The sequence below is a fragment of the Mycobacterium sp. TH-M11 genome, from assembly GCF_057473725.1.
The window spans coordinates 1-12,992 of the sequence record NZ_JBYCLD010000033.1 but is presented as its reverse complement, the minus strand read 5'-3'; the positions used below and the strand labels follow the sequence as shown (position 1 = coordinate 12,992).

Below are 12,992 nucleotides of genomic sequence, written 5' to 3'. Positions count from 1 at the left end.
AGGCGATGGAACACAACAACTTGTGTTCGCGTGTCGCGCCCAGGACAGCTAGCCACTCGCTCTGCGTACCCCCATTTGCCGCCCGGATGGCCCTAGGCATTGCCCACGACTCCGATGTACCATTTGGTACATGCTGATCAAAGATAGCATCGAGATCGACGCACCGGCCCAGCTGGTGTGGCAGGTGTTCAGCGATGTCGAGCACTGGCCCGACTGGACCGAGTCGGTGACCTCGCTTGTCGGTCAGGACGGGCCCGACCTCGCCGTCGGGAGACGGTTCTCGATCAAGCAGCCCGGCATGTCGAAGCTGGTGTGGAAAGTCACCGAGATCGATCCGGGATCGTCGTGGATATGGGTGCAACGATCACCCGGAGTCGACGTCAGCGCTCGTCACTGGGTCATCGCCCGCCCCGACGGGCGGACCCTCGTACGGCAGGAACTCGAGCAACGCGGCCTGCTCGGCGCTTTGGTCGGACGCATGATGCTCAAGAAGACCAAACGCTTCCTCGAACTCGAGGCCCGGGGGCTCAAAGCCCGCTCTGAGCAGGTGCACCGGGCAGATGGCTCGCGCGCCTGAGTCGAGTCGGCGTCGGGAGCTGCTCGACAAGCTCGTCGAAGAATTTGCGGCCGGCGGCGTCGGCGACCGCTCCCTTCGCGACGTCGCCGCTGCGATCGGCACCAGTCACCGGATGCTGTTGCATCACTTCGGCTCTCGTGACGAGCTTCTGCTGGCGATCGTCGAGGAAGTCGAGCGCCGGCAGATGACCGTGCTACCCGATCTGCCGACCGATCCAGCAGATCACTTCGGCGCGATGTGGGCCGACGTCAGCCGGCCAGAACTGCGGCAGTTCGAGCGACTGTTCTTCGAGTGCTATGCGCGGGCGGCCAACGGCGAGAAGCCGTTTGACCGGATGGTTCCTGGCGCCGTCGACGATTGGCTAAAGCTCACCGAGGGTCTGGCCGAGCCCGCCGCTGCGCGACTCGGACTCGCGGTCATCCGCGGGCTGTTGCTTGACCTGGTCGCCACCGGCGATGAAGCAGGAGTGGACACGGCGGCCGACGTGTTCGTCCAGCTACTTCGACGTCGGCAATAGCGAGATGACGGTGTCCAGCTCTTCAGCTGTGGTGTGCCACTTGGCCATATCAAGGTGGCCGCTGAGGTCAAGCCCGAGATGCCGTGGGTCGTCGTCAGCAGCAGAGCACCGTAACGGTGCGCCTGTCGCGGGCCGGTGACACGAGCCACGATGTCGAGGAACATGTTCTGCGTTCGCTCGGCCGCATCAGCCGGTATCGGTGCAGCCGGTTACGACCGACGTCGATCAGGGCGAGCAGGCCCGACCGCAGACACATCTCGGCCGAATTCTCGCTCGCAACAAGCGCTTCCAGTGCATCACCCAACGCGCTCAGCCCGTCGGCCGCCAATTGGGCCAGCAACGGCTCCTTGGCGGCGAAGTGGCGGTATGCCGCCGAACGAGACACCCCGCTGCGGGCTCCGACCTCGCGCAGCGTGACGGCTTCCGGACCGCCGGGGTCGAGCAGGACACCGGCGGCGTCGATCAGCGACTGGCGGGTCGCCGCCGCACTCTCCGATCGTGTCGCCATCCGCAGAGCTTGTGCCCGCGCTTCAGTTGACGACGTCAACTCAGTCGGCTAGCTGAGTGGACAATCTCAACTGAATTTGCAATGGAGGCCCCGGTGGTCAACGTCAGTTCCACTGGCGGCAAGGTGGCATTGCCCACCTACGGCGCCTAGACGCTGACCGTCGCCCGCGCGCCCGGGCCCACCCCGATGAACGTGTATTCGGCGAGTTTGAGCGAGCGGGTGTCGCGCCAGTATTGCCACGTCATGCCACCCCACAGGGTCCGGTTGACGCCGTGCTCGTCGAGATACCAGCTGCTGCACCCACCGGTGTTCCACACCGAGCCGGCCAGCTCGGTCTGCAGCTCGGTGTTGGACCGGTCCTGGGCAGAGCGGCTGGGCGCCAACGCTTGTGCCCCTGCCTTGTCGACCGCGGCGATCGCCTGCGCGACGTAGTGGATCTGCGACTCGATCATGAACACCACCGAGGTGTGCCCCAGACCGGTGTTAGGACCGAGCAGGAAGAACAGATTCGGCATGTCGGCCACCGCGATGCCGCGGTGCGCGACGACGCCTTCGCGGTTCCAGCGATCCACCAGGTCCTCCCCGCGCGGGCCTTTTACCTCGACGTAGGTATAGGAGTCGGTGGTGTGAAAACCGGTGGCGTACACGATGACATCGACGGGATGCTCGACTCCATCGTCGGTGACGATGCCGTCCGGGGTGATCCGGTCGATCCGGTCGGTGATCAACGTCGCCTTCGGATTCGCCACCGCCTGGTAGTAGCTGCCGGAGTAGAGAATTCGCTTGCAGCCGGCGCGGTAGCTCGGGGTCAGCCGACGACGCAGATCCTTGTCCTTGACGTAGCGGCGAATGTTCCACCGGCCAACCAATTCGACGGCGCGGAGCAAGCTGGGGCGTCGGGTCATCGCGAACCCGAGCCCCTCCAGCCCCCAGTAAATGCCGGAGCGCACCAACAGCCGCAGACCGGGAACCGTCCCGAACGCATTGCGAACTGCATTGGGCAGCAAGCTGTTCGGTCGCGGCACCACCCACGGCGGAGTGCGCTGGTAGAGCTGGACCTCGGCGACGCCGGCGTCGTGACGCACCAACTCCGGCACGATCTGAATGGCGCTGGCCCCGGTGCCGATAACGGCTACCCGCTTTCCGGTCAGGTCGACGCTGTGGTCCCACTGCGCGGAATGGAATGCGGGGCCTCGGAATTCATTCATACCGTCGATGCCGGGTGTCCGCGGGATGTGCAACGCGCCGGCGCCGGAAATCAGGAATTGTGCGATGTACTCCGCACCGGACTCGGTGAAGACGCGCCACCGGTATTCGCTGTCGTCCCAGTGCGCGCGGCTCACTTTCTGCCCGAACCGGATGTAACGACGCAGGCCGTACTTGTCGGTGACGCCCTGAAGGTAATCCAGGATCTCCGGTTGTGGGGAAAACAGCTTGCTCCAATTCGCTTTCGGCTCGAAAGAGAACGAGTAGAGGTGCGACGGCACGTCGCATGCGCAACCGGGGTAGCTGTTGTCGCGCCAGGTCCCGCCGATGTCGTCCGCTTTCTCGACGATGAGGAAGTCCACACCTTGGCGTTGTAATGCGATGGCCATGCCAAGCCCGGCGAACCCCGTTCCGATGATCAGCGCGCGGGTCCGGATCGGCGCGGCCGGTGCGTCAGGCTGGGTGGTCGACTCGGCAATACTCATGGGCGCCGCTCCTCCTCATCGCTTCGCTCTGCATCGTCGTCGACGCGACTCATGGGCGCCGCTCCTCTTCCACGGATATCCGGTACCGAGGGTATCAACCTCGCTAGCTCGCGGCGGAGTCGAACGGCACGGCGTTGTGAATGGGCTTATCGGGGTCGACCTTGATGCCCAACAGTTCGGCGGTGCCGACGATGACACCCATCATGATCGTGGTCAGATGCTCGACGAACGTGTCCCGCGGCATCCGTCGCGGACTGTCGATGTCGGTTCCCAGCCACCACTCGGTGGCAGAGGCCGCCGACCCGAAAGCGGCGTGGGCAGCCAACTCCACCGCCGCGTGGTCCAACTCCATGTCCCGCAGCTCGTTGTCGAACATATCGGCCATGGCCAAGGTGATCTCTCGGCCCTCTTGGAGAGTGCGGAGAGTTGACTGCGAGGTCGACGCCGAGCGGTCCTGGATGAAGACTCGCAACACGTTCGGGTGCTTGTCGATCAGGCTGACGTACTCCTCGACGCTGCGCCGGATGACCTCGCGGGCCGAGTCGGTCGCCAAGTCGATGGACGGGAAGATCGCCGCCCACAGCATGTCGCGGAGCCGTTCGCCGATCGCCTGGAACAGATCGGATTTGTCGGTGAAATGGCGGTAGATCTTGGGTTTGGCGGTGCCGGCCTCCTCGGCGACCTCCCGCACGCTGAGATCGGGCCCCAACCGATCGATGGCACGAAACGCCGCGTCGACGATCTCCGCGCGCACCTTCTTACGGTGCTCACGCCAGCGTTCGCTGCGCGCATCGACCTTCACACCAGGCTTGGACCCGGTATGGGGCAGCGGGGGCCGCGGAATTCGGACCATGCCCAGCACCATACCCCGATGCGGTCGCTGACCTGGCATTCCTCGCGCGGTCGAGCGTGACTCTGGCGACGGGACACGCCGCAGGGCCGTCGTCGATTTCACACTCGAAGCCACCGCCAGGCCTCACAGCATGCAGGACACGCAGCCCTCGACCTCGGTGCCTTCCAGCGCCATCTGCCGCAACCGGATGTAGTACAGCGTCTTGATGCCCTTGCGCCAGGCGTAGATCTGCGCCTTGTTGACGTCGCGGGTGGTCGCGGTGTCCTTGAAGAACAGCGTCAGCGAAAGACCTTGGTCCACATGCTGAGTGGCCGCGGCGTAGGTGTCGATGATCTTCTCGTAGCCGATTTCGTAGGCATCCTGGTAGTACTCCAGGTTGTCGTTGGTCAGATACGGAGCCGGGTAGTAGGCCCGTCCGATCTTGCCTTCCTTGCGGATCTCGATCTTGGACGCGACCGGGTGGATCGACGACGTCGAGTGGTTGATGTAGGAGATCGACCCGGTCGGCGGCACCGCCTGCAGGTTCTGGTTGTAGATACCGTGGGTCTGCACCGACTCCTTGAGCCGTCGCCAGTCGTCCTGGTTCGGGATGCGGATGCCGGCATCGGCGAACAGCTGAGTCACCTTGTCGGTCTTGGGTTCCCAGACCTGCTCGGTGTACTTGTCGAAGAACTCACCGGAGGCGTATTTCGACTTCTCGAAGCCTTTGAAGCGCGAACCGCGCTCGATCGCAATGCGATTCGAGGCGCGCAGCGCGTGGTAGAGCACCGTGTAGAAGTAGATGTTGGTGAAGTCGACGCCTTCGTCAGACCCGTAGTAGACGCGCTCGCGGGCCAGGTAGCCGTGCAGGTTCATCTGGCCGAGACCGATCGCATGCGAGTCGTTGTTGCCCTGTTCGATCGAGGGCACCGACCAGATGTGGGTCTGATCGCTGACCGCGGTGAGCGCGCGGATCGCCACCTCGATGGTCTGCGCGAAGTCCGGCGAGTCCATCGCCTTGGCGATGTTGAGCGAACCCAGGTTGCACGAAATGTCTTTGCCCACCCTGGCATACGACAGGTCCTCGTTGAACAGCGACGGGGTGGAGACCTGCAGGATCTCCGAGCACAGGTTCGAGTGGGTGATCTTGCCCTCGATCGGGTTGGCCCGGTTCACCGTGTCCTCGAACATGATGTAGGGGTAACCGGACTCGAACTGCAACTCCGCCAGCGTCTGGAAGAACTCCCGCGCCTTGATCTTGGTCTTGCGGATGCGCGCGTCGTCGACCATTTCGTAGTACTTCTCGGTGACCGAGATGTCGGCGAACGGCGCCCCGTAGACGCGCTCGACGTCATACGGCGAGAACAGGTACATGTCCTCGTTGTTTTTGGCCAACTCGAACGTGATGTCCGGGATCACCACGCCCAGACTCAGCGTCTTGATCCGGATCTTCTCGTCGGCGTTCTCGCGCTTGGTGTCCAGGAAGCGGTAGATGTCGGGGTGATGAGCGTGCAGATACACCGCGCCGGCGCCCTGACGTGCACCCAGTTGGTTGGCGTAGGAGAACGAGTCCTCGAGCAGTTTCATGATCGGGATGACGCCCGATGACTGGTTTTCGATGTTCTTGATCGGCGCGCCATGTTCACGAATGTTGCTCAGCAACAGCGCGACTCCCCCGCCGCGCTTGGACAGCTGCAGCGCGGAGTTGATCGAGCGCCCGATCGACTCCATGTTGTCCTCGATGCGAAGCAGAAAGCACGAGACTGGCTCACCGCGCTGCTTCTTGCCGGAGTTGAGGAAGGTCGGCGTGGCGGGCTGGAACCGGCCGTCGATGATCTCGTCGACGAGTTTCTCGGCCAGCGCGGTGTCGCCGGCCGCCAACGTCAGCGAGACCATCACAACGCGGTCTTCGAAACGCTCGAGGTAGCGTTTGCCGTCGAATGTCTTGAGCGTGTACGAGGTGTAGTACTTGAATGCGCCGAGGAAGGTCGGGAACCGAAACTTCTTGGCATACGCGCGATCCAGCAATGTCTTGACGAAGTTGCGGCTGTACTGGTCGAGAACCTCGCGCTCGTAGTAGTTCTCCTTGATCAGGTAGTCGAGCTTCTCGTCCTGATTGTGGAAGAACACCGTGTTCTGGTTGACGTGCTGCAGGAAGTACTGGTTGGCCGCCTCGCGGTCCTTGTCGAACTGAATCTTGCCGTCGGCGTCGTAGAGATTCAGCATCGCGTTCAGCGCGTGGTAGTCAGTCTCCGCCGAACCCCCCGGGCTGTGGGAGTGCGCGCCGGTGGTTACAGGCTCTGCAGCGACGGTTGTTGGCACGTCTGTTCCTTCCAGAAGTCGGCGAGACCCGCGCGGACAGCATCAACGTCGTCCGGGGTTCCCATCAGTTCGAAGCGATAGAGATACGGGACCCCGCACTTGCGCGACACCACGTCGCCCGCGTAGGCAAATTCGGCACCGAAGTTGTTGTTGCCCGCTGCGATGACGCCGCGGATCAGCGATCGGTTGTGTTCGTTGTTCAAAAAAGCGATGACCTGCTTGGGGACGTAGCCACCGCGCTCCATCTCAGCGACGCTCGGGTTGCGCAGGCCGCCCCCGTAGGTCGGCAGCACCAGCACGTACGGCTGGTCGACCTCAATACGGCCGTGCAGCGGGATCCGCGTTGCCGGCATGTCCAGCTTCTGCACGAACCGGTGGGTGTTCTCCGAGACGCTGGAGAAGTACACCAGGCTGGCGGATGGCACGGCGATCCCCTCCTTGATCTTGCTGCGCCCTTGACAGGTCAGGCGCTCAGGACGGCTGTGGAAAGCCCTTTGATCCGGTCCGGACGGAAGCCCGACCAGTGGTCGTTGCCCGCCACCACGACGGGCGCCTGCAGATAGCCGAGCGCCATCACGTAGTCGCGCGCCTCGGAGTCCAAGGTGATGTCGACCTTCTCGTAGGCGATGCCCTGCTTGTCCAGCGCCTTGTAGGTGGCGTTGCACTGCACGCAGGCCGGCTTGGTGTAAACGGTGACGCTCATCGGCGTTACAACCCCTCTGTATGACGATGGAAAAACACGAACTTGGCTACCACGCACCCACTGATATTCAGCGAACCGCCACGCCGCAGAATTCCCGTCCTGCCGGTCCGCCCGAGCCGGCTCGCGCCGTCGGCTGATGCGTCCCGACCGACCAGGCACATCTAGGGTCTGTCGGTGTCGGAAACACTACACCTAGTGGTCGACAATAAGTGGAGATACCAGATGTTCGGAAAAACATTCGTGAAATTCCCTGGTCGTGAGCCCTGCTGCGGCGGCGTCTTCGGCGTGTCGCAGGTCACAAAACGGCCTCACGACGGTGTACCGACAGGATTACCACCGGGCACCGACATCGCGACCTGTCTAGCCTCGCCCAGCAAAGCGAGATCAGCTGACTTCGGCGGCCAGTTTGCCCACCGCGCCACGCACGTTGTCAGCCACTTCGGCGTGCTCGCGCGGGTGTTGACCGTTGAGCGTCGTGAACGGAATCGACAGCTTGATCGTGTCGATCACCCTGGCGCCGGCAATCCCGAACGACTTGCGGGTCTCGTCATGGGCCCACACGCCGCCGTACTGGCCGAAGGATCCGCCGATGACGGCCAGCGGCTTGCCTTTGAGCGCGCCGTCGCCGAATGGCCGAGACAGCCAGTCAATCGCGTTCTTGACGACGGCCGGATAGCTGCCGTTGTATTCCGGGGTCACCACCAAGGCGGCGTCGGCGGCTGCGGCCGCGGCACGTAAGGCGGTCACCGGCGCCAACGGCGGAGCGTCGGCGTTCATCACGTCGTCGATCTCCTCGTTGTAGAACGGCACATCGCCGAGACCTTCGAAGACAGTGACAGTGACGCCGTCCGGGGCCAGCTCGACGGCCAACTCGGCAATCTGACGGTTCACCGACGCCGCGCGCAAGCTTCCTACCAGCGCCAACACAGTGGTGTTCGGCATGTTCTTCAGTTCCCTTCGGTGGTTGGTGCACATCCTTGCATCGATTCAACCGGACCGCAGTCCGTTTTGTTCCGGTGGCGTTACAGTGTTTTCGTGGACGCCGCCGACCCGGTTCGCGACCTGCCGGTTTCTGTGCCGCAGGAGCGCGGTGACGCTGCCCGCAACCGGGCGCTGCTACTGGACGCGGCCCGCCGGCTGATCAACGAACGCGGCGCCGACGAGGTGACCATGGAGGACATCGCCGCGGCCGCCGGCGTCGGCAAAGGCACCGTGTTCCGCCGCTTCGGCAGCCGGGCGGGCCTGATGATGGTGTTGCTCGACGAGGACGAACGGACCAACCAGCAGGCATTCATGTTCGGCCCGCCACCGCTGGGACCCGACGCGCAACCGCTGGAACGACTGCTGGCCTTCGGACGGGCCCGGCTGAAGTTCGCGCACACCCATCACGAACTCCTGGTGGCCGCCAACCGCGATCCACAGTCCCGCTACGGCGCGGCAGCGACGGTGCTGCACACCCACGTCCGGATGCTGCTGCACGCGGCCGGCAGCACCGGGGACCTCGACGCCCAGACCGACGCCCTGCTGGCACTGCTGGAGGCCGACTACGTCGAGCACCGGCTGACCGATCGCGATCAATCCCTGCAAGGGCTCGGCGATGCGTGGGAAACCCTGGCGCGCAAGCTCTGTGGACGATGAACCCGCGCTGAATCCGGCATGCCTACCGGGGCAGGACCGGTGCCGGCTTGAGCGTCTTGGTGAACACCAGGTTCACCTGCCGCATCGCGACGCTGTAGGGCCACCACGCCACACGTTTGAACGCATACAGCGCGCGGATGTCAGCCGAGGTGTAGATCAGAAATCGGTTCCTGGCGACCCCGGTCAGAATCTTTTCCGCGGCCCTCTCCGGCGACACCGCATGGCCGCTGAAGCGGTCGACCCAGCGACTCACCTGCGGGTCATCACGGTCGACGCCGGCGATCTCGACGGTGTCGACCAGCGGAGTCCGCACGGCGCCGGGCACCACCACCGACACCCCGATCCGGTAGCGGGCCAAGTCGAATCGCAGCACCTCGGAAAGCCCGCGCAGGCCGAACTTGCTCGCGCTGTAGGCGGCATGCCACGGCAAACCGATCAGCCCAGCCGCGGACGACACGTTGACCAGATGTCCGCCGCTGCGCGCCGCCACCATTGGCGGAACAAAGTTTTCGATGACATGGATCGGGCCCATCAGGTTGATCGAGATCATCTTGTCCCACTGCTCGTGCGACAGCCGGTCGACGGTCCCCCACGCCGAGACACCGGCGATATTCATGACGACATCCATGCTCGGGTGGTTGGCGTGGATCGCCGCGGCGAACGCCGCGACCTCGTCGTAGTCAGAGATGTCGAAGGCACGGCACTCGGGAACGTTGGCGCCGAGCGCGCGCACGTCGTGCGCCGTCGTAGTCAGGCCGTCGGCGTTGCGGTCGGTGAGGTACAGCTCGGCACCCTGGCTTGCCAGCCGCAGCGCGGTCGCGCGACCGATGCCGCTGGCCGCGCCGGTGATCAGGCACCGCTTTCCCGCGAAGGTCTTCTTCGACATGGGCAGTGACGATACCCACGGTATCGCGCTATGCCTGCAGCGAGCCGCCCCAGAGCGCGTTGAGCCACAATGCCTCGAGCACCCGCACACCGCGCTGGACGTCACCCTGGTCGCCCAGGTAGGCGGAGTCCCCGGACAGCATCTGCGCGGTGGTCACCGACAGCATGCGCACCAACGTCGCGATGTCGTCGCTGATCGGGTGGGCGCTGCCAGCCCGTATTTCGTCTTCGACGATGCCGATGATCTGCTGGACGACGCCTTCGACCTGTTGGTCGAGCAGGTCGCGAATCTCGGCATCGGTGTTGCGGGCGGCGTTGCACGCCGACATCACCGGGTCGTTGTGGGCGTAGACCGCCGCGGCACTGCCCACCATCCGTTTGGCGAACTCCGACGGCGTCTCGTCGACGCCGCGTGGGGCGAAGTACTCGGTGAGTTCTTCGAGTTCCCGTGTCGCGTCGGCGAGAATTTGGGCCAGCACGGCGTACTTGGAGTCGAAGTAAAAGTAGAACCCGGACCGCGCCACCCCGGCGCGATCGCTGATCGTACTGACCGACAGCTGGGCGAACGGCTTTTCCTGCAGCAACTCGCGCACTGCCTGCACGATGGCATGCCGCTGCCGATCTCCCCGTCGCCGCGGAACCGGGACTGCCGTGGCCTGCTCGGTCGCACGATCAGCCCCTTGCTCGATGCGCACGCCTACGACCTTGCACTACGCCACACGCAAAAGGAAACTTGACAGCCGTCAAGTTTCCCCGAAGGATGACAGGCGGTGATGTCTGCCACACAGTCGATTGACCTTGGGCCGCACGCCCGCCAGGAGGAAGGTGTCGTCGAAGTTGACTACGACCATCAGTACCCCCGAGTACCTGCTGGATCAGGCCAAGCGCCGATTCACTCCGACGGTCAACACCATTCCCGGGATGGGCCTGCTGGAAAAGCGACTGCTGACCGTCGACTGGAAGCAGCGCGAACTGGCCACGCCGCCGCCCGGTAGCGGCCTCAAGCCGGTGATGGGCGACAGCGGTTTGCCGATACTGGGCCACATCATCGAGATGTTCCGTGGCGGACCGGACTTTCCGCTGCACCTGTACAAGACTCGCGGACCGGTTTTCTACGCCAAGTCGGCGGCGCTGCCGTCGGTCGTCGCGATCGGACCGGACGCCACCCAGGCCATCTTCTCCAACCGCAACAAGGAATTTTCTCAAAAGGGCTGGCACCCGGTGATCGGGCCGTTCTTCAACCGCGGCCTGATGATGCTCGACTTCGACGAGCACATGTATCACCGGCGGATCATGCAGGAGGCGTTCACCCGCAGTCGGCTCACCGGCTACGTCGACCACATCGACGCGGTGGCCTCGTCGGTGGTGGCCAACTACCCGACCGACGACACCCGCTTCCTGTTCCACCCGGCGATGAAGGAACTGACCCTCGACATCGCCTCGGTGGTCTTCATGGGCCACGAACCCGGCACCGACCACGATCTGGTGACCAAGGTCAACCAGGCGTTCACCACCACCACGCGGGCCGGCGGCGCGATCATCCGTACCAACGTCCCGCCGTTCAAGTGGTGGCGCGGTAAGCAGGCCCGCAAGGTCCTCGAGGACTACTTCGTCGATCGGGTCAAGGAACAGCGCCGCAACGCCGACGGCACCGACATGCTCTCGGTCTTGTGTCACACCGAGGACGAGGACGGCAACAGCTTCACCGACGAAGACATCGTCAACCACATGATCTTCCTGATGATGGCCGCCCACGACACGTCGACGTCGACCACCACGACGATGGCCTACAACCTGGCCGCCAACCCTGAGTGGCAGCAGCGCTGCCGCGACGAGTCCGACCGGCTCGGCGACGGGCCGCTCGACATCGAGGCGCTGGAGAAGCTGGAGACCCTCGATCTGGTGATGGACGAGTCGCTGCGGCTGGTCACCCCGTTGCCGTTCAACATGCGCCAAACCGTGCGCGACACCGACCTGCTGGGCCACTATTTGCCGGCCGGCACCAACGTGGTCACGTGGCCTGGGACCAACCATTGGCTACCCGAACTGTGGACCGACCCGCTGAAGTTCGACCCGGAACGATTCCTGGAGCCGCGCTCGGAACACAAGCAGCACCGGTATGCGTTCGCGCCGTTCGGCGGCGGCGCCCACAAGTGCATCGGAATGGTGTTCGGCCGCCTCGAGGTCAAGACGATCCTGCACCGACTGCTGCGCCGCTACCGCCTCGAACTCGTCCGTCCCGGCTACCAGCCGCGGTGGGACTACGGCGGCATGCCGATCCCGATGGACGGCATGCCGATCGTGCTGCGGCGCCTCTAAACGATGCCGGTACGCACCGAACGTCGACTTGTTGTGGCAAGAACGAGGTTTCCCGGCCGACAAGTCGACGTTCGCGGTTAGCGGTTGCCGGCGTAAAGCCGGTTGGCGCAGGCGATGAACGCCGACAGCGCAGACTGCGTCGGGTCGTGCGCGCAGCCCATCGCCCACTCGGCGCGACACCCGTCGGTGCCCTGGATGAACGTGGCGGTGGTGTCGTCGCGGTGCAGTTGGTGGAACTTAAGCATCTCGACTGCGACGCCGTGCTGATGCAGCATCGCGGTCAGCGCGGCGACCGGCCCCGTCGCGGTGGCCGTGGCGGTTTCGATGCGATCGCCGAGCGCGAGGGTGGCCTGGAATGTCCGCGGCCCCAGCCGGGTGGCCGATCGGGCGTCGTCGGCGCAGTGCCACCGCCCGAGTCGCAGCGGTCCGCCGCTCGGCGCGTAGGTGGCGGTGAAGACGCTCCACGACATGGTGTCGGCGTCCTCCCGAAGCCCGCGCGGCAGCGGCATGCCGTCGAACAGGATCGTCGACGGTTCGGATGAAACAAAGGTGATGGACATGTGCCGGTCTTCTCTGACTCTGTTGGAGTGACCGACGGGTAGTAGCTTGCGACCCACAGCGGGGGGTCGGTCTGGATCAGACCCCGCTGCGGGTGCTGGCTACTACGAGAAGATGACGCACGTCGTCAAGGTTAGCCGCTGGTGGGCTACCGGTGCAACGTGATTTACAGCCACCAGGATGCCGCGGCGTCGAGATGACGCCGGATGCGGTGCCGGGCCAGGCTGTCGTCGCCCTGGCCGATCGCCTCGATGATGCGCAGGTGGGCGAATCTGACATCGGCGAGGTCGGCCTGGCTCGGGGACGGCTGGTCGGTGCTGGCCCAATACCGACGGAACACCTCGACGAGAATCCGCAGGAACAACTCCAAGACGGCGTTGCCGGCCAACTTGGCCAGCCCGGCATGGAACAGGAACTCTTCGGCGCCCACCTCGCCGGGATC

General features: G+C 64.4%; 15 protein-coding genes. 4 read left to right on the top strand and 11 right to left on the bottom strand.

Annotated elements, in window-relative coordinates; genetic code table 11:
* The first annotated feature begins 130 nt into the window (after nt 1-130).
* Together AC2VOG_RS01520 and AC2VOG_RS01515 are read left to right on the top strand one after the other, a co-directional pair.
* Complete coding sequence (locus AC2VOG_RS01520; RefSeq protein ID WP_486938150.1) at nt 131-577, top strand: SRPBCC family protein; 447 nt, start codon at nt 131-133, stop codon at nt 575-577.
* Nucleotides 561-1,094, top strand: coding sequence for a TetR/AcrR family transcriptional regulator (locus tag AC2VOG_RS01515; RefSeq protein ID WP_486938149.1), 534 nt, complete (start codon nt 561-563; stop codon nt 1,092-1,094). Before AC2VOG_RS01520 ends, AC2VOG_RS01515 begins: the two co-directional genes overlap by 17 nt.
* 94 nt (nt 1,095-1,188) lie before the next feature.
* Here AC2VOG_RS01515 and AC2VOG_RS01510 read toward each other — a convergent pair whose 3' ends face one another.
* The 7 genes from AC2VOG_RS01510 to AC2VOG_RS01480 form a co-directional block, all read right to left on the bottom strand.
* Nucleotides 1,189-1,602: a TetR/AcrR family transcriptional regulator gene (locus tag AC2VOG_RS01510; RefSeq protein ID WP_486938148.1), complete on the bottom strand. Its 414-nt coding sequence runs from the start codon at nt 1,600-1,602 to the stop codon at nt 1,189-1,191.
* A 146-nt stretch (nt 1,603-1,748) separates the two neighbouring features.
* Nucleotides 1,749-3,293 (bottom strand): flavin-containing monooxygenase, encoded by a 1,545-nt coding sequence (locus tag AC2VOG_RS01505; RefSeq protein ID WP_486938147.1) that lies wholly within the window; start codon nt 3,291-3,293, stop codon nt 1,749-1,751.
* A gap of 103 nt (nt 3,294-3,396) precedes the next feature.
* Nucleotides 3,397-4,146: a TetR/AcrR family transcriptional regulator gene (locus tag AC2VOG_RS01500; RefSeq protein ID WP_486938146.1), complete on the bottom strand. Its 750-nt coding sequence runs from the start codon at nt 4,144-4,146 to the stop codon at nt 3,397-3,399.
* A 123-nt stretch (nt 4,147-4,269) separates the two neighbouring features.
* Nucleotides 4,270-6,447 (bottom strand): class 1b ribonucleoside-diphosphate reductase subunit alpha, encoded by a 2,178-nt coding sequence (gene nrdE / locus AC2VOG_RS01495; protein WP_486938145.1) that lies wholly within the window; start codon nt 6,445-6,447, stop codon nt 4,270-4,272.
* Nucleotides 6,417-6,878 (bottom strand): class Ib ribonucleoside-diphosphate reductase assembly flavoprotein NrdI, encoded by a 462-nt coding sequence (gene nrdI, locus AC2VOG_RS01490; protein ID WP_486938152.1) that lies wholly within the window; start codon nt 6,876-6,878, stop codon nt 6,417-6,419. The genes nrdE and nrdI overlap by 31 nt, the downstream gene beginning before the upstream one ends.
* Nucleotides 6,879-6,910: 32 nt before the next feature.
* Nucleotides 6,911-7,150 (bottom strand): redoxin NrdH, encoded by a 240-nt coding sequence (locus AC2VOG_RS01485; protein WP_486938144.1) that lies wholly within the window; start codon nt 7,148-7,150, stop codon nt 6,911-6,913.
* A gap of 384 nt (nt 7,151-7,534) precedes the next feature.
* Nucleotides 7,535-8,092, bottom strand: coding sequence for an NAD(P)H-dependent oxidoreductase (locus AC2VOG_RS01480; protein WP_486938143.1), 558 nt, complete (start codon nt 8,090-8,092; stop codon nt 7,535-7,537).
* A 93-nt stretch (nt 8,093-8,185) separates the two neighbouring features.
* Here AC2VOG_RS01480 and AC2VOG_RS01475 point away from each other — a divergent pair, with 93 nt between their 5' ends.
* Nucleotides 8,186-8,788: a TetR/AcrR family transcriptional regulator gene (locus AC2VOG_RS01475; protein WP_486938142.1), complete on the top strand. Its 603-nt coding sequence runs from the start codon at nt 8,186-8,188 to the stop codon at nt 8,786-8,788.
* 22 nt (nt 8,789-8,810) lie between these two features.
* On the opposite strand, the gene AC2VOG_RS01470 is transcribed toward AC2VOG_RS01475, so the two are convergent.
* Both AC2VOG_RS01470 and AC2VOG_RS01465 read right to left on the bottom strand, forming a co-directional pair.
* Nucleotides 8,811-9,674, bottom strand: coding sequence for an SDR family oxidoreductase (locus AC2VOG_RS01470; RefSeq protein ID WP_486938141.1), 864 nt, complete (start codon nt 9,672-9,674; stop codon nt 8,811-8,813).
* Between the two features lie 28 nt (nt 9,675-9,702).
* Nucleotides 9,703-10,362 (bottom strand): TetR/AcrR family transcriptional regulator, encoded by a 660-nt coding sequence (locus tag AC2VOG_RS01465; RefSeq protein ID WP_486938151.1) that lies wholly within the window; start codon nt 10,360-10,362, stop codon nt 9,703-9,705.
* A 148-nt stretch (nt 10,363-10,510) separates the two neighbouring features.
* Between AC2VOG_RS01465 and AC2VOG_RS01460 the strand changes: the two genes are divergently transcribed.
* Nucleotides 10,511-11,992 (top strand): cytochrome P450, encoded by a 1,482-nt coding sequence (locus AC2VOG_RS01460; RefSeq protein WP_486938140.1) that lies wholly within the window; start codon nt 10,511-10,513, stop codon nt 11,990-11,992.
* Between the two features lie 77 nt (nt 11,993-12,069).
* On the opposite strand, the gene AC2VOG_RS01455 is transcribed toward AC2VOG_RS01460, so the two are convergent.
* Together AC2VOG_RS01455 and AC2VOG_RS01450 are read right to left on the bottom strand one after the other, a co-directional pair.
* The gene (locus AC2VOG_RS01455) at nt 12,070-12,552 is read right to left on the bottom strand and encodes a homocitrate synthase (RefSeq protein WP_486938139.1); all 483 of its coding nucleotides are present in this window, start codon (nt 12,550-12,552) and stop codon (nt 12,070-12,072) included.
* A gap of 164 nt (nt 12,553-12,716) precedes the next feature.
* Nucleotides 12,717-12,992, bottom strand: a 276-nt coding sequence (locus AC2VOG_RS01450) for an FCD domain-containing protein (RefSeq protein ID WP_486938138.1), incomplete at its 5' end; no start/stop codon positions are given.